General features: G+C 65.4%; 15 protein-coding genes and 1 tRNA gene. 9 read left to right on the top strand and 7 right to left on the bottom strand.

The window, feature by feature from the left end; all coding sequences use genetic code 11:
* Positions 1–32: 32 nt before the first annotated feature.
* From ACYYG1_RS15785 to ACYYG1_RS15810, 6 genes are read right to left on the bottom strand one after another with little or no spacing between them, the layout of a single operon-like run.
* A complete protein-coding gene (locus ACYYG1_RS15785) occupies positions 33–917 on the bottom strand; it encodes a transposase (protein WP_461211296.1) in 885 nt (294 codons plus the stop codon).
* 1 nt (position 918) lies between these two features.
* On the bottom strand, positions 919–1908 hold the full coding sequence (moaA, locus tag ACYYG1_RS15790; RefSeq protein WP_461211297.1) for a GTP 3',8-cyclase MoaA: 990 nt from the start codon (positions 1906–1908) through the stop codon (positions 919–921).
* Positions 1905–2402, bottom strand: coding sequence for a TlpA family protein disulfide reductase (locus tag ACYYG1_RS15795; protein WP_461211298.1), 498 nt, complete (start codon positions 2400–2402; stop codon positions 1905–1907). Before ACYYG1_RS15795 ends, moaA begins: the two co-directional genes overlap by 4 nt.
* Positions 2396–2998, bottom strand: coding sequence for a molybdenum cofactor guanylyltransferase (mobA, locus tag ACYYG1_RS15800; RefSeq protein ID WP_461211299.1), 603 nt, complete (start codon positions 2996–2998; stop codon positions 2396–2398). The genes ACYYG1_RS15795 and mobA overlap by 7 nt, the downstream gene beginning before the upstream one ends.
* A complete protein-coding gene (locus ACYYG1_RS15805) occupies positions 2995–3753 on the bottom strand; it encodes a formate dehydrogenase accessory sulfurtransferase FdhD (RefSeq protein ID WP_461211300.1) in 759 nt (252 codons plus the stop codon). The genes mobA and ACYYG1_RS15805 overlap by 4 nt, the downstream gene beginning before the upstream one ends.
* 7 nt (positions 3754–3760) lie before the next feature.
* Positions 3761–4642 carry a formate dehydrogenase accessory protein FdhE gene (locus ACYYG1_RS15810; protein WP_461211301.1) on the bottom strand — a complete coding sequence of 294 codons (882 nt, stop codon included), beginning with the start codon at positions 4640–4642 and terminating at the stop codon, positions 3761–3763.
* Positions 4643–4872: 230 nt separating this feature from the next.
* Here ACYYG1_RS15810 and ACYYG1_RS15815 point away from each other — a divergent pair, with 230 nt between their 5' ends.
* From ACYYG1_RS15815 to ACYYG1_RS15855, 9 genes are all read left to right on the top strand, one after another.
* Positions 4873–5703, top strand: a complete 831-nt coding sequence (locus tag ACYYG1_RS15815) for an ABC transporter substrate-binding protein (protein ID WP_461211302.1) — start codon at positions 4873–4875, stop codon at positions 5701–5703.
* Positions 5704–5762: 59 nt separating this feature from the next.
* Positions 5763–6458, top strand: coding sequence for an ABC transporter permease (locus ACYYG1_RS15820; protein ID WP_461211303.1), 696 nt, complete (start codon positions 5763–5765; stop codon positions 6456–6458).
* Positions 6455–7123 (top strand): ATP-binding cassette domain-containing protein, encoded by a 669-nt coding sequence (locus tag ACYYG1_RS15825; RefSeq protein ID WP_461211304.1) that lies wholly within the window; start codon positions 6455–6457, stop codon positions 7121–7123. The genes ACYYG1_RS15820 and ACYYG1_RS15825 overlap by 4 nt, the downstream gene beginning before the upstream one ends.
* A gap of 59 nt (positions 7124–7182) precedes the next feature.
* Positions 7183–7953, top strand: a complete 771-nt coding sequence (locus ACYYG1_RS15830; RefSeq protein ID WP_461211305.1) for a molybdopterin-guanine dinucleotide biosynthesis protein MobB — start codon at positions 7183–7185, stop codon at positions 7951–7953.
* Positions 7954–8063: 110 nt separating this feature from the next.
* Positions 8064–8139: transfer RNA gene (locus ACYYG1_RS15835), tRNA-Thr, on the top strand.
* Between the two features lie 516 nt (positions 8140–8655).
* Complete coding sequence (locus ACYYG1_RS15840; protein ID WP_461211306.1) at positions 8656–11112, top strand: DMSO/selenate family reductase complex A subunit; 2457 nt, start codon at positions 8656–8658, stop codon at positions 11110–11112.
* Positions 11113–11123: 11 nt separating this feature from the next.
* Positions 11124–11750 (top strand): 4Fe-4S dicluster domain-containing protein, encoded by a 627-nt coding sequence (locus ACYYG1_RS15845; RefSeq protein ID WP_461211307.1) that lies wholly within the window; start codon positions 11124–11126, stop codon positions 11748–11750.
* Positions 11751–11752: 2 nt separating this feature from the next.
* On the top strand, positions 11753–12538 hold the full coding sequence (locus ACYYG1_RS15850) for a dimethyl sulfoxide reductase anchor subunit family protein (RefSeq protein ID WP_461211308.1): 786 nt from the start codon (positions 11753–11755) through the stop codon (positions 12536–12538).
* A gap of 64 nt (positions 12539–12602) precedes the next feature.
* Positions 12603–13277 (top strand): TorD/DmsD family molecular chaperone, encoded by a 675-nt coding sequence (locus ACYYG1_RS15855; RefSeq protein ID WP_461211309.1) that lies wholly within the window; start codon positions 12603–12605, stop codon positions 13275–13277.
* A gap of 409 nt (positions 13278–13686) precedes the next feature.
* Here ACYYG1_RS15855 and ACYYG1_RS15860 read toward each other — a convergent pair whose 3' ends face one another.
* Complete coding sequence (locus tag ACYYG1_RS15860) at positions 13687–14508, bottom strand: S1 family peptidase (RefSeq protein ID WP_461211310.1); 822 nt, start codon at positions 14506–14508, stop codon at positions 13687–13689.
* Positions 14509–14804 lie beyond the last annotated feature (296 nt).

Here is a 14804-nt window from a genome sequence, read left to right on the forward strand (position 1 = left end):
CAGGGTTTGACACCGGCTTTCGGAAGGGCGGGTCAGGCGGGCTGAGGCTGGGGCACCAGGTCGCAAAGATATTCGGCGAGCATGGGCATGATTTCGCGGTGGCGGGAATTGTAGCGGAATTCCAGCTCCTTGAGATAGAGGGGAAAGCGTTGGGGCGTGACCCCGTGGAATTTCGTCAACCGCTCGCTCACGAAGCTCCAGAATCCCTCCCGGGCCTCGTCCACGGCCACGGGCTTGTCGCCCCCGCGGAAGTAGTCCGCGGCCGGGTCGTTGCCCGCGCAGCAGATCAGCGTGTCGTAGCGCTGGTACTTGTCCGTGTACACGACGTTGCCCAGGCGCACGGTGCCCAGGTGGAAGTTGAGCTTGAAGTGCAACAGCGTCTCGATGTCGAACCCGGGGATCAGGTCCACGAAGACCCATTCCCTGCGGTCCATGATCCCGAACACCGGCGTGCCCACGGGGCGCTCCTCCTCGCCGCCGCCCAGGGCGCGCCCCGGCAGGGTCAGCCCCAGGGCCGAGCCCTCGCCCAGGAGCTGGCGCGCGTCCAGGGCGTGGGCCAGGATGGCGAAGCGGATGGTGCTCATGGCCTTGTAGGCGGTGTTGTAGGACAGGCCCAGGGCCTTGGCCGCCTGGCGGGCCGTGGCCTCGTCCGCAAAGAGCTTGAGCAGGGCCGCCCATTCCAGGGGCGAGAGGTTGCAGTTGTTGATCCAGCGGCCCGTGAAGTCGTGGAAGGTGTAGCGGCAGCGGGCGCAACGCCTCCTGCCGCTGCCCAGGCGATAGTTCTTGCGGGACAGGCAGCGCGGGCAGTAGCGCTGGTTGTTCTTCCAGCAGAACTTGAGCAGCCATTGCCTGGCCTCGGCCTCGGTGGCCGGTTCGGCGAACGGTTCCTCCCTGCGCACGGCTGCTGCGGGGGGCATCTCAACCTCCGATGGACGACATGGCCTTGTCGCAGACCTGTTTTCTGGCTTTTTGCAGCAGCTCGTAGCCCACAGGCTTGCTGCGCACGGCCGCGTTGAGGATGCGCAGCACGCCCTCGGGTCCCAGGCGGGGGTGGCGCAGGGCCGGGCGCAGCGCGTATTCCTTGTCCGAGAACAGGCATGTCCTGAGCCTGCCGTCGGAGGTCACGCGCAGCCGGTTGCAGGTGTCGCAGAAATGGTTGGAAAGGGCCGAGATAAGGCCGATGCGGCCCTGGCCGTCGGCCAGATCGAAGACCCGGGCCGGGCCGTCGTCGGCCTTGCGCATGGTCACGGGCACGAGGTCCGCGAGGCTGCGCGCCTCGTCGAGGATGTCCGCGGCGGTCCAGGCCTTGCTGCCCTTCCAGCGCGTGGAGCAGCCGATGGGCATGAATTCGATGAAGCGCACGTCGATGGGCAGCTCCCGGGCCAGGTTCACGAAGGCCGGAAGCTCGTCGTCGTTGACCCCGCGCACGGCCACCACGTTGACCTTGACCTTCAGGCCGTAGTGCAGGCACTCGTCGATGCCCCGGCGCACCCTGTGGAACATGTCGCGGCCCGTGATTTCCTGGAACTTGGCCGGGTCGAGGGTGTCCAGGGAGATATTCACGCGCTGGATGCCCAGGTGTTTGAGGGCCGGGATCTTGCCGGGCAACAGCGTGGCGTTGGTGGTGATGCGCACGTCCAGGCCCGGGCACTCCTCGCGCAGCATGCCCAAAAAGGCCAGGAAGTCCCGGCGCACGAAGGGCTCGCCCCCGGTGAGGCGCAGCTTGCCCACGCCCATGCTCTGGGCGGCCTGGGCCAGGGTGAGCATCTCCTCGTAGGTCAGGATGTTTTCGTGGGGGATGCTTTCCAGTCCCTCGCAGGAGCGGCAGTAGAAGCAGCGCAGATTGCAGCGGTCCGTGACCGAGAGGCGCAGGTAGCGTACGGCGCGGCCGTGTCCGTCGATGATCATTGGCGAACTCCGTCTGAGTCCTGATCGAGCAGGGATTGCACCAGGGCCAGCAGTTCGTGGTATTCCATGGGGCCTTCGTGGCTCGCCACCAGCTTTCCCCCGGGCGCGTAGACCACGGTTCTGGGGATGGTGCTGATGGCCAGTTCGTCCATGAGCCCCGGCGCGGCCAGGTAGACCGGATAGGCCGGGGCGTATTTGTCCTTGAAGCGTTCGTACATCTCGCGGTCGAAATCCATGGATATGCCCACGAGGTTGATCTTGTCCCCGGGCATGGTGTCGTGCAGCTTCTGCAGGACGGGCACCTCGCGACGGCACGGGCCGCACCACGAGGCCCAGAAGTTGACCACGGCCACCCGCCCGCGCGAGCCGGAGAGCAGCCGCCGAAGCCCCTGGGCGTCCAGGACGTCGTCCTGGGCGAGGCAGGGGGCGGACCGGGCCAGGATCGCCGCCACGGCCAGGAGCGCGAGGAGCAGGGCCAGGCGGTTCTTCAGCATGGGGCCGGGCCTCCCTCCACGCGCCGCAGCATGGCCAGGTCGGCGGGAAAGTTGATGTTGAAGAACGGGCCCGCCTCGTCCTGGGAGTAGAGGATGTGGTGGCGCACCTCGGGGGGCAGGGCGCGGGACAGCTTGTACATCCCCTGTTTCGCGGCCGCATCCAGGAGCGGCGCGGCCTCGGGCTCGTAGACTGCCACCAGGGATTCGATCCAGCCGGTCTCCCGCTGCATGAAGGTGGTCATCACGGCGGAGGCGGGGCGCTGTTCCCGCGCGGCCAGGAGCCGCCCCACCGTGGCCGCGTCCAGCAGGGGCAGGTCGCAGGCCAGGACCAGCAGGGGCCGCCTGATGTGCGCGAAGCCCGTGAGGATGCCTCCGATGGGCCCGAGGCCGGGGCGGTCGTCGGGCAGCCAGGGCAGGTCCAGGCCGAATCCACCGGGGTCGCGGCCGGAAATCCAGGTCTGGTCGCAGAAGCGTTGCGCCAGCTCGGCGGTGCGGGTGAGCAGGGTGCCTCCCGAATAGGGCAGGATGACCTTGTCCGTGCCCAGGCGGCGGCTCTTGCCGCCCGCGAGAACGAGGGCCGCGGGGGTGTCCGTCATGGCGCGCCCGCCTTGCCCGCTCCGGCCCGGTCCAGGATGCGGCCCTCGCGGTCCGTGAACACGGTGAACCTGCCGGGCCTTGCGAAACCCGCCAGGGTCATGCGCCGGGCGTGGGCGATGCCGACCCCCGCCGTGGTCACGGCCGAGCGGCTGACCACGGCGGAGAAGCCCGCGGCGGCCAGCTTGCCCGCCAGGGAGGCCGTGACCCGCGCGGACACGAAGATGATCCCCAGGGCGGGGTGGATGCCTTCGCGCAGGGCCCAGCCCGCCAGGCGGTCGATGCAGTTGTGGCGGCCGACGTCCTCGGCGAATTTCAGAAATTGCCTGGAATAAGGCTCCAGGAACGCGGCCCGGTGGAAGCAGCCCGTGGCCTCCCATCCGCCCTCCTGGGCCATGAAGCCGTCCATGGCCGCGAGCACGTCGTCCGGGGCGATGGCCTTGGGCCTTGGGATCAGGCCCTGGAGCGGCTCCCGGCGGGGGGCCATGCTGAACTCCAGCCCCTCGACGCCCTCCATGACGGGGACGCATCCCGGCGGGCAGAGCTCCACCCGGGCGTGGCCCAGGGCCAGCGTTTCCGGCTCGTGGGGGTGGGCCCAGAGGACCACGGGCTCGGCCCCGGGCCAGCGGATGACCACCCGGGCCTCGGGACTCACGGTGTCCACGAAGTCGCGCCAGGCCCCGTCCTCGAAACGGCGGCAGGAGGCCTTGTCCAGGCCGCCCTGGGCGGGGGGGACGGTTCGTCCGGTTTCGGTCATGGCGGCCCTAGAACCCCAGCCCGGAGAGGGTGGGGCGGTTGTAGCCCTCGTTGTCGGCCAGGATGTCCAGGGCCAGGGATTCCAGATCGTCAATGACGGGCAGGGGCTGCTTGTCCAGCTCGCGGAAATCCGAGGCCTTGATGTACGTCTTGCAGGAGTTGCAGACTTCCACCCTGTACCCGGCCTCGTCCTCGGCGGTGAAGTAGGCCAGCTTCTTTGCGTCGGCCTCGCCGCAAAAGGCGCAGGCCATGCGGGGGATGCGGTAGCTCGTGCGGCAGAAGGAGCAGCTGGCGTAGTGCGCGCCTTCCTTGCCGCGCAATTCGGCCATCAGGGGCAGGTCGCCGCACATGGGGCAGTACTGGTGCGTCCAGACCGTGTCCAGGTCGTGGGCGGCGGCCATGGCGCGGGCGGCGGCGGCTATGGACGGGGTCAGGCTGGCCTGGGCCAGGAAGATCATGGTTCTCGGGGCCTCGGGCGTGCGTTCCTCCCAGGCCGAGAAGAATTCGCCGTTTTCATCCAGGTAGGCCCGGAAGACGGTTTCGGGTTCCACCTCCCCGGTGTCCAGGGCCGCCTCCACGGTGGTCGCCGCCAGGGAGGCCGGGGCCCCGGCCGTCTTGAGCAGCTCGATGAATTCACGCATCAGCCCGGCGGCCTGGGCCGCGTCGTGGGGGAACTCCGAGCGGGGGCACAGGGGCGCGCCCTGGGCGTGCAGGTCCGCATCGGCCCGGCGGCCGGGTGCGGGCGGCGCGGCTTCCTCGCGGGCCTGGATCTGCCTGAGATAGACCTTTTCCACCACGTCCAGCAGAGCCGCGGGAATGTGGTCGCGGCTGCGCACGATCGCCAAGCGTTTGGAGAGAATTCGCCGTTCTGTCTCGCCCGTCATGGTCATGGCGCGCCTCGCGGTTGGGTGTCAGAGTGTGAGCAATGCTACACCTTTTGGGAAGCGATGGAAATGGGGTGCAAATTTGATGAAATACTGATGGTTAGCAGCGCTTTTCGTTGAGATCCGGAAGAATCTTTGGTGTCAAACATTGAGCATATATGAAACCGTTGGCTTGGCATGAATCCATGTGATAGACCTGCCATAACCTACCTAATCACCAGTATAAGGGGGATCCAATGAGAAACGTGCGGATATTTGCCGTTGCGGCATGCCTGTGCATGGTTTTCTGCATGCCTGGCGCGGCGTCGGCCGGGGAGACCTTGATGATGGCCACCACCACCAGCACTGACAACACGGGGCTCCTGGACGAGTTGGCCCCGCAGTTCGCCAAGGACACGGGCATCGAGTTGAAATGGACGGCCGTGGGCACGGGCAAGGCCCTGGCCATGGGCCGCAACTGCGACGTGGACGTGCTCCTGGTCCACGCCCCGGCCTCGGAGATGAAAGAGGTCGAGGCCGGCAACGCGGTGGACCGGACCCAGCTCATGTACAACGATTTCGTGATCATCGGCCCGGCCGCCGACCCCGCCGGGGTCAAGGGAATGGGCGTGGTTGCGGCCATGAAGGCCATGGCCGCCAAGCAGGCCGTGTTCTGCAGCCGGGGCGACAACTCGGGCACGAACAAGAAGGAGATTTCCCTCTGGAAGGCCGCGGGCATGGCCGTTCCGGACAAGGACGCCTGGTACGTGCAAACGGGCCAGGGCATGATCGCCACCATCCGCGTGGCCGAGGAAAAGGGCGGCTACACCATGACCGACCGGGGCACGTACATCAAGTACGAGGCCAACGAGAAGGGCGCGCCCGCCCTGAAGATCCTGGTGGAGGGCGACAAGGTGCTCTTCAACCAGTACAGCGCCATGGCCGTGAATCCCAAGAAGTGCCCCAAGGCGCAGTATGACCTGGCCAAGAAGTACATCGAGTGGATGGCTTCCGCCGGGACCCAGAAGCGCATCGCCGACTTCCGGCTCATGGGCAAGCAGCTGTTCACGCCCAACGCGGGCGAGTAGGGCCAAGCCGCAATGACGGGCCGGGGGCGTATGCGCTCCCGGCCTTTTTCAGGAGCGCCATGGACTTTCTTCTGGACGGCCTGCTGCAGGCCTTCGCGCTGCTCTTTTCCGGCCACGGGGAGACCTGGTCGGCCGTGCGGGTCACGGTCTGCACGTCCAGCCTGTCCATCGCCGCCAGCCTGCTGCTGGGGGCCCCCCTGGGTTTCGTCCTCGGGCGGGCGCGGTTTCGCGGGCGCAGGGCCCTGCGCACGGTGGTGGACACGCTCCTTTCCTTCCCCACGGTGGTCATCGGCCTGTTGGTCTACGGGTTTCTTTCCCGGCGCGGCCCCCTTGGGGATTTGGACCTGCTCTTCACCATCCCCGGCATGGCCCTGGGCCAGGCCATCCTCGGGCTGCCCATCGTCATCGCCATGACCGCCACGGCCGTGGAGAACATGGACCACCGCCTGGCCCAGACCCTCATGACCCTGGGCGCGTCGGCGCGCCAGGTCCTTTTGACCACCCTCTGGGAGGCGCGCTACCATATGGTTTTGGCCGGGGCGGCGGCTTACGGGCGCATCGTCTCCGAGGTGGGCATCTCCATGATGGTCGGCGGCAACATCAAATGGCACACGCGCACCATCACCACGGCCATCGCCTTGGAAACGGGCAAGGGCCAGTTCGCCATGGGGGTGGCCCTGGGCATGGTGCTGCTGATCATCGCCTTCGCCGTGAACCTCTCGGTGGTCGGGCTGAGGAGGGTGGCGGAGAAATGAGCGCCCTGTACGAACTGCGCGACATCGTCCAGGAATACGGCGGCCGCGAGGTGCTGCGCGTCCCGGCCCTGGACGTTCCCGAGCGCGGCATCATGGGCCTGGCCGGGCCCAACGGCAGCGGCAAGAGCACGTTGCTGCGGCTGCTGGCCTTTCTGGAGGCTCCGGCCGGCGGGGAGGTCGGCTTCCGGGGCCGGGCGCTGGGCGTGGGGGACGAGTGGGCCCGCCGCGAGGTGACCCTCATGACCCAGGAGCCCTACCTGCTGCGGCGCGGCGTGGCCGCCAATGTCGGCTACGGCCTCAAGGTGCGGGGCGTCCGGGGCGAGGAGGCGCGCGGGCGCGTGGAATCGGCCCTGGACATGGTGGGCCTGCCCCCGGAGCTTTTCGCGCGCCGGTCCTGGCGCGAATTGTCGGGCGGCGAGGCCCAGCGCGTGGCCCTGGCCGCGCGGCTGGTGCTGCGGCCCCGGGTGCTGCTCCTGGACGAGCCCACGGCCAGCCTGGACGAGGAGAGCGCCGAGCGCATCCACGACGCGGCCCTCACGGCGCGGGAGCGCTGGGGCACGACCCTCGTGGTGGTCAGCCACGACGCGGCCTGGCTGGAGCGGGTCTGCGACGTGATCCTGCGCCTGAGCGCCGGGCGCATGGTGGCGGATTCGCCGTCGGCCTGAAATTTTCGAAGCGTGCGCGACGCGGGACCGAGGATTGCGGGGGGCGTGGCGGATCGCTTATGAGTGGGATTGCGGACGGGACCATTTCCTTCCTGCCAGGACGCCAACGCAAGGGGAACGGCATGATCGCGGTTGGAATCGTGGGCTTCAAGAATTCGGGCAAGACCACCCTGGCCGTTGAATTGGGCCGGGAATTGGCCGCCAGGGGCGTGAGCGCGGCGGCCGTCAAGTTCACCAGCCACAAGGGCGTGGACGTGCCGGACACGGATTCCGACAGGCTGCGCAAGTCCTACGGCCGGGCCGTGTTCATGACCCCGGACGGGACCGCCGTGTTCTGGGAGGGGCAGCGCAACCTCCATGAATTGCTGCCTGTCCTGGCCCCCGACGTCCTGGTGGTGGAGGGCGGCAAGGAACTGGGCTGGCTGCCGCGCGTGTTGCTCTTGCGCTCCGAGGCCGACGCCGGGAGCCTGGATCCGGGCCTGGCCCTGGCCAGCTACGGCCGGGTCGAGGGCCCGGGCCTGGAGCACGTGGACGGCGTGGCCGCACTGGCCGATCTCGTGCTGGCCCGGGGGTTCGCCCTGGCCGGGCTGGACTGCGGGGCCTGCGGCCGTGAGGATTGCGCCGCCCTGGCCCGGGACATCGTGGCGGGCAGGGCCGAGGTCCGCGACTGCGTGTCGCTGTATTCCGAAGTCGAGGTCCTGGTGGACGGCCGTCCCCTGGCCATGAACCCCTTTGTGCAGCGCGTGTTCGCCGCGTCCGTCTCGGGCATGCTGCGCGAGCTCAAGGGCTACGCCCCCGGCGACGTGGAGATCCGCTTCCGGGGGCGCTGAGGCCCCGAATCTGGCCGCTTCCGGCGGCCATTCGGGGTGCTTGCGTGCGGCGTGGAAAATCGGCTTGACTCCCTTGGCGTGCGCGTATATCAACGGTTCTCGCTTTATTTGCCAGCGTAGCTCAGATGGTAGAGCAGCTGATTCGTAATCAGCAGGTCTGGAGTTCAATTCTCCACGCTGGCTCCAAGGAAGGTCAAAGGGCCACAGTCTCGTTCCTCTGAGATTGTGGCCTTTTTTTTGTGGTTCATCCGGTCGGAACGCGCCTTCTCCCGTTGCCGGAGGCGCGCCTTGCCGGGGGTACCTTGTTTGTTTTTGGCGTGTTGGCCCCTGTCGCAGCGGGCCCGGGCCGCCCCCGATTCCGGCCCCGGCTTTCCCGTGCCGACGGCAGCGGTTTCGTCCCGGTTGCTCCGACTACGGGGCCGGCTGGCCGCGTTTCCATATCTTTTCCGTCCTGGGCCGAGATTCATTTTAACTATATTTCCCGGTGCCCACGTCGCGCGTTCATGTGCGGGCACTGTTCTATTTTTGACCCTATTGACGGGCTCGTATCGATGTTATAACGCTTATATTGTGGCGTGTTATATTGATTAGTGAATTTTTTAACATGGATATCCGGTTGCTGATTCAAGGCCGGGGCAGGGGGGCATCGAAGAGGTTTCCATCATCTGATGTTGTTTCTATCCGCTGAGAGGAGGAGACTCCATGGGACGACACAAGACGGTTGATTCCGCGTTCGACAACGAGCGGCGGAGCATTCTGAAGCTGGGGGCGGTTTCCTGCGCGGCGTGCGCAACGGGGGGGCTGGGCCTCTCCCGCCTGTTCAGACCCTGCGAGGCTTCCGCCTCGCCCATTCCCGCACTTCCCGACGATCCGTTCATCTACACGGCCTGCGTGAACAACTGCGGCAACACCTGTGTGCTCAAGGCGTTCGTGCGCAACGACAAGATCATCCGCATCGAGACGGACGACAGCGTGGAGGACGACTGGGAGAACGGCATCTTCCAGCCGCGCCCCTGTCCCCGGGGGCGCTCCATGCGCCGCCACATGTATTCCGCGGACCGGCTGAAGACCCCGCTCAAGCGCGTGGGCAAGCGCGGGGAGGGCAAGTTCGCCCCCATCTCCTGGGACGAGGCCCTGGACATCGTGGCAGGCAAGCTCAAGCACTGCATCGAGACCTACGGCAACGCCTCGGTCTACAGCCACTACGCCAGCGGCGTGATCACCGGGCCCCTGACCCGGCGCGAGAACTTCTGGCGGCTCATGAACTGCCTGGGCGGCTTCTCCATCGGCTATTCGGACTACAGCTCCGCGCAGAACCGCGCGGCCCTGACCTGCTTTTACGGGCAGGGCGGCTATTCCGGCAACCGCATCTCGGACATCGCCCACACCAAGCTGGCCGTGTTCTTCGGCGCGAACTTCAGCGAGACGCGCTCGGGCGGCGGCGGGCTGCAGTACGAGATCCTGGAGGCCAAGAAAAAGGGCGCCACGCGCATCATCGTCATCGACCCGCGCTACACCGACACCTGCGTGACCATCGCCGACGAGTGGATTCCCATCCGCCCGGGCACGGACGCGGCCCTGGCCTCGGCCATCGCCTACGTGCTCATGGCCGAGGGCATGGTGGACACGCAATTCCTGAACACCCACTGCGTGGGCTACGACGCCGCGACCCTGCCCGAGGGCGCGCCCGAGAACTCGTCCTACAGCGACTACATCCTGGGCACGGGCTACGACAAGGTTCCCAAGACCCCGGAATGGGCCGCGCCCATCACGGGCATCCCCGCGGCCCGGATCGTCAAGCTGGCGCGCGAGATCGGCCTGGCCAAGCCCTGTTTCGTGATGCAGGGCTGGGGCATCCAGCGCCAGGCCGCCGGCGAGATGAACGTGCTGGCCGTGGCCATGCTGGCCGTGATGACGGGCAACATGGGCATCCGGGGCGGCAACAACGGCGACTACGACAGCTACCACCAGAGCAAGACGCCCAAGCTGCCCATCGGCAAGAACCCGGTCACGGCCAGGTTCCCGGTCTTCCTCTGGCTCAAGGCCGTGGAGGACGGCAAGAGCCTGACGGCGGACCAGGACGGGGTCATCGGCGCGGACAGCTTCCCCACGGACATCAAGTTCATCTGGAACTACGCGGGCAACACCCTGGTCAACCAGCATTCGGACGTCAACAACACCGCGCGCGTGCTCTCCGACGAGAGCAAGTGCGAGATGATCGTGGTCATGGACACGCACATGACCCCCAGCGCGCGCTGGGCGGACATCGTCCTGCCGAGCTGCATGTATCCGGAGCAGACGGACATCCAGGGCCCCAGCTACGCCATGAACACCGACTGGGTGCTGCTCACCGAGGCGGTCAAGCCGTTCTTCGAGTCGCGCCCGGTGTACGACGTGTGCGTGGACCTGGCCAAGCGCCTGGGCGTGGAGCAGGAGTTCACCGAGGGCCGCGACAGGGAGGGCTGGATCGACTTCCTCTACCAGGGCTTCACGCGCAAGATCTTCCCCGAGCTGCCCGAGACCGTGGCCGAGGCGCGCAAGCTGGGCGTGCACTACCGGGCCAAGGGCCGGGACCTGCCCATCCCCTTCGAGTCCTTCCGCCAGGACCCGGCGGCCAACCCCCTGAAGACCCCGTCGGGCAAGGTGGAGATATTCTCCATGAAGCTCTTCGAGCTCTCCATGAAGCGCAAGCTGGACGAGGGCCGGCTCGGCGAGGTCATCCCGCCCGTGCCCCAGTACGTGCCCACCTGGGAGGGCTTCGAGGACGTGAAGACCAAGGAGAAGTATCCCCTGCAGCTCTTCGGCAACCACTACAAGGGCCGCACCCACTCCCACTACGCCAACGTGGACTGGCTCCTGGAGGTGCAGCCCCAGACCCTCTGGATCAACCCCCTGGACGCGCGGGAGCGGGGCATCGCGCACAACGACCTGGTCCGGGTCTTCAACGACCGGGGCGAGGTCCGCGTGCGGGCCAAGGTCACGCCGCGCATCATGCCCGGGGTGCTCTGCCTGCCGCAGGGGGCTTGGCTCAAGCCCCAGTCCCCGGGCAGCAAGATCGACGTCGGAGGTTGCATCAACGTGCTCACGGCGTACCGGCCCACGCCCATCAGCCGGGCCAACCCGCAGCACACCAATCTTGTCCAGGTCAGCAAGGCATAAGGAGGCGCGCCATGATTGATCTGAATCAGGAACTCGCATTCGTGTTCGACGCTTCCCGGTGCAACGGCTGCAAGGCCTGCATGATCGCCTGCAAGGACAAGCACGACCTGCCCGTGGGCGTTCTCTGGCGCAAGGTGCTGGAATGCTCCGCCGGGGACTGGACCCCGGGCGGCGACGGCACCTATTCGCAGACCGTGCTGGCCTACTACATGTCCGTGGCCTGCAACCACTGCGAGAACGCGCCCTGCATCGTGGCCTGCCCCACCGGGGCCATGCAGCGCGTGGAGAACGGCATCGTGGCCATCGACGCGGACCGCTGCGTGGCCTGCGGCAACTGCCTGTGGAACTGTCCGTACTCGGCCCCGTGCCTGGACCCGGTGAAGAAGCACATGACCAAGTGCGACATGTGCCGGGACTTCCTGGCCGTGGGCAAGGAACCGGCCTGCGTGGCCGCGTGCCCCAGCCGCGCGCTGCACATCGCGCCGCGCAAGGCGACCATCGCCAGGCTGGGCCGGGCCAACGCCGCGCCCCTGCCGGACAGCTCGCTCACCGGGCCCAACATGTCGCTGATCCCGCACCGCGATTCCCTCTCGGTCAGGGAGTCGGCCTCGGTGTTGGCAAACAGGGAGGAGTTCTAGCCATGTCGTATGAATACTCTCTTGTCCTGTTCACGGTCCTGGGGCAGCTGGCGGCGGGCATCGCGCTCCTGGTCTGCCTCACGGGCCTGCACGAGCACCCGGCGGCCGAGCGGCGCGCGTGGCGCGCGGTCCTGGCCCTGGGCGTGGTGGCCATGGTCGCGGCGGCCTCGCACCTGCATTCCCTGGGGCCCGCGTTCTTCAGCCTCAACGGCCTGGGCTCGTCGTGGATCTCGCGCGAGATATGCCTGGGCGCCGTGTTCGGGGTCCTGGTGCTGCTGCGCCTCACGGGCGTGCTGCCGGAAAAGGGCAACTGGCTCACGGGCGCGGCCGGGGTCTGCTTCGTGCTGGCCATGGCCCAGATCTACGCGGGCAACAGGTCTGCGCCCCTGTGGAACACCGGGGGCTCGGTGCTGTCCTTCGTCGCCTCCATGCTTCTGCTGGGCGGGGCGGGCATCATGGCCGTGGCCCCGGAGGCCAGGCAGGACGGCCGCCTCAGGGTCAGCCTGGGCGTGTCCGTGGTCGGCGGCCTGTTCGCCCTGGCGCTGCCCGCCTTCTGGCTTGGCGGCATGCAGGCCTCCCTGGATCCGATGCTGCTCGGCGTGTTCTCCACGGCGGCCGTGTGCATGACCCTGACCCAGACGGTCTGCTACGCGGCCGGGGGCGTGATCATGGTCTGCGGCATGCCGCGCAGGAGCGCTTTCATCTACCTGGGGGCCGCCCTGCTGCTGGCGGGAACCATCGTCGGCCGCATGCTGTTCTACGCGGCCAACATCAGGCTGGGATTCTAGAACCGGCCCCGGCGCCGGGAGGGGCGCCCGCGCGTCCCCTCCGGCGGGCCGGGCGCGAGGCGATATGGATTCGGCACGACAAGCGGGCCCCGTGGCGGGGCCGGATAAGACCGTCCTGGGGACGTTCCTGCAGTTCACCGGCGTGGCCTGCCGCAGCTTCCACGAGATCGCGGCCGAGCCCGGGATGCCCGTGCTGGCCCGGGCGGCGGACCTGGCGGAGTCCTGGCGCGTGTTCTTCGATGGCGCGGGCATCCAGGCGTCCCTGGGGCCCCTGGAGACGGCCCTGCACGGCCTGCTGGAGGACGAGGCCGTGCGCGCCGAGGCCCTGGCGGAGTTCGACGCCCTGTTCCGCGTCCCGGAGCTGCCCGTGCCCCTGTGGGAGTCGGTGTGGGTTTCCGAGGAGAAGACCCTGTTCACCGAGGAGACCTGCGCCGTGCGCGACTGGTACGCCCGCTTCCGCTGGGAGATCGGCGCGGTGGGCTACGAGGCCGAGGACCACATCGGCTTCGAGACGGCGTTCTGCGGCTGGTTGTTCGACGCGGCCATGGCCGAACATGACCCGGCGGGCAGGCATCCGCAGCCCACGCTGGCGGACCTGCGCGCCTTCCTGGACGCGCATTTCGCCCGCTGGGCGCCCCGCTGCCTCGCGGACCTGGCCGCCAGGGCCCGGACACCTTTTTGGTCGCTCCTCCTCACCGCGGCGTCCCGGCTCTCCGGAGTCCTGGCCCAGGAGCTCTGAGGCCGGGGTCGTCGCCAACGCAAAGGGCCGCCCTTGGGCGGCCCTTTGCGTTGGCGTATGAGGGGCTAGCCCGCAGGCGGCTTGGCCTGCGCCTTGCCAAGTTTCTGGTCCGGGAAATCTGATCCCATTTCGTGGTATGATGAAATAGGCCCCGTAGTGAATTCATGGGGCCTTTTGTTTGGTAGCGAGGAGAGGAGAGCGTATCCCCAGGATTTTGGAAGTCTCTTCGAATTAATAAACTGATAATTTGTGACCTATTATTGAACTTTCATTATTCAACTAACTGTGAGTTTGTATTCCCCTTTGGAACGGAAGCAATCCTACGCCAAAAACTATGAAAAGCAAAATGTTGCTGGAGCCTGCGTAAGAACGAAGCATAAACGATTGATTTTGACACTATATAAATAATTTAGTCTGGCTTCTGAGATGAGGCATTTTTGATATATTGACGATGGTGATCTTTTTGTATTTGTGGATACATTTTGTTCAATTCAAGGCATTTCACAATCGTTTCGACAGATATAACAGCAACATATCCAAGTTCAGAAGGCATGCCATTTTCAACAAGAGAGGATGTGACAACACCAAGAACCTCTCCTGATTCTGTAAATGCAGGGCCACCGCTAAAACCTCCACGTGGAATTCCTGACAAGATGAAATGTATACCGGTGGAGTGCCTTGGAATGAAATATATCAGTATTTTGGCCATTGAAGCAATCAGAAGAGGTTCACTAGACATTGGAATTGGTGGGTATCCCAGCACTACTGTGTCAGATAGATGCCATATATAACGATATATCCAGTCGTCCCAGTGGTCTCCTAGGAGTGTAACAGATGCATTGCGATGAATGTTGCTAACTTTGAAGACAGCAAGATCGACATTCTTATCTTCGTGGAAGAACGGGCCAGCCTCAATTTCAAGTGGTTTGGACCAATGCTTGTAAAGGGGGTAGTGTCCTAGAATCTTTTTGAGCTCTTCATCGTTTTTAGCAATAGCATCTTCCGGAACATTATATTTTGAAAAAATTTCAACTGCTCTGACAGGAATAGGTTCGCTAATACGAATCTCTAAAATTACATTCTCTGCTACATGGCGAGCCGTAAGAAATACACCTTCGCCAATATGGAAAGCTGTGCCAATTGAACGGTCTCCAGAGGGCATAATTATATCAATATAAGCCACAGCATGAGCAAATTTAGAATAGATTGCTCTAGCCTCAGCACTTGTCATTACGGCTCCGGAAAGGATTGATCTGTTTTATATTGATGTATGCCTATCTAGTCTTCATGGTCCATCAAAATCCTAATTAATGAAGACATTATCCCTTTCTGCGAAAAAAAAGCAAATTAATGTTAGCTAGGGTATAGCCTAGCTCGACTTGTCCGCCTGCTCAGTTCGCTTCCATTGTATGCGTCCAGCCATGTGGCCCAGGGTGTGCTGAGATGGTTATCACCTGACACTGCCGCCCCTGGCGGGGTGATTTCTAGGCGGCCGCCTCGGCCGCCTTTTTCTTGCCCTTCTCCGGC

This window comes from Desulfocurvus sp. DL1XJH-121 (assembly GCF_054819825.1).

Bases quoted from the DNA above. Each gene is read 5' to 3' on its own strand.
- ACYYG1_RS15785 (WP_461211296.1), bottom strand. From the start codon at position 917: ATGCCCCCCGCAGCAGCCGTGCGCAGGGAGGAACCGTTCGCCGAACCG.
- moaA (WP_461211297.1), bottom strand. From the start codon at position 1,908: ATGATCATCGACGGACACGGCCGCGCCGTACGCTACCTGCGCCTCTCG.
- ACYYG1_RS15795 (WP_461211298.1), bottom strand. From the start codon at position 2,402: ATGCTGAAGAACCGCCTGGCCCTGCTCCTCGCGCTCCTGGCCGTGGCG.
- mobA (WP_461211299.1), bottom strand. From the start codon at position 2,998: ATGACGGACACCCCCGCGGCCCTCGTTCTCGCGGGCGGCAAGAGCCGC.
- ACYYG1_RS15805 (WP_461211300.1), bottom strand. From the start codon at position 3,753: ATGACCGAAACCGGACGAACCGTCCCCCCCGCCCAGGGCGGCCTGGAC.
- ACYYG1_RS15810 (WP_461211301.1), bottom strand. From the start codon at position 4,642: ATGACCATGACGGGCGAGACAGAACGGCGAATTCTCTCCAAACGCTTG.
- ACYYG1_RS15815 (WP_461211302.1), top strand. From the start codon at position 4,873: ATGAGAAACGTGCGGATATTTGCCGTTGCGGCATGCCTGTGCATGGTT.
- ACYYG1_RS15820 (WP_461211303.1), top strand. From the start codon at position 5,763: ATGGACTTTCTTCTGGACGGCCTGCTGCAGGCCTTCGCGCTGCTCTTT.
- ACYYG1_RS15825 (WP_461211304.1), top strand. From the start codon at position 6,455: ATGAGCGCCCTGTACGAACTGCGCGACATCGTCCAGGAATACGGCGGC.
- ACYYG1_RS15830 (WP_461211305.1), top strand. From the start codon at position 7,183: ATGAGTGGGATTGCGGACGGGACCATTTCCTTCCTGCCAGGACGCCAA.
- ACYYG1_RS15840 (WP_461211306.1), top strand. From the start codon at position 8,656: ATGGGACGACACAAGACGGTTGATTCCGCGTTCGACAACGAGCGGCGG.
- ACYYG1_RS15845 (WP_461211307.1), top strand. From the start codon at position 11,124: ATGATTGATCTGAATCAGGAACTCGCATTCGTGTTCGACGCTTCCCGG.
- ACYYG1_RS15850 (WP_461211308.1), top strand. From the start codon at position 11,753: ATGTCGTATGAATACTCTCTTGTCCTGTTCACGGTCCTGGGGCAGCTG.
- ACYYG1_RS15855 (WP_461211309.1), top strand. From the start codon at position 12,603: ATGGATTCGGCACGACAAGCGGGCCCCGTGGCGGGGCCGGATAAGACC.
- ACYYG1_RS15860 (WP_461211310.1), bottom strand. From the start codon at position 14,508: ATGACAAGTGCTGAGGCTAGAGCAATCTATTCTAAATTTGCTCATGCT.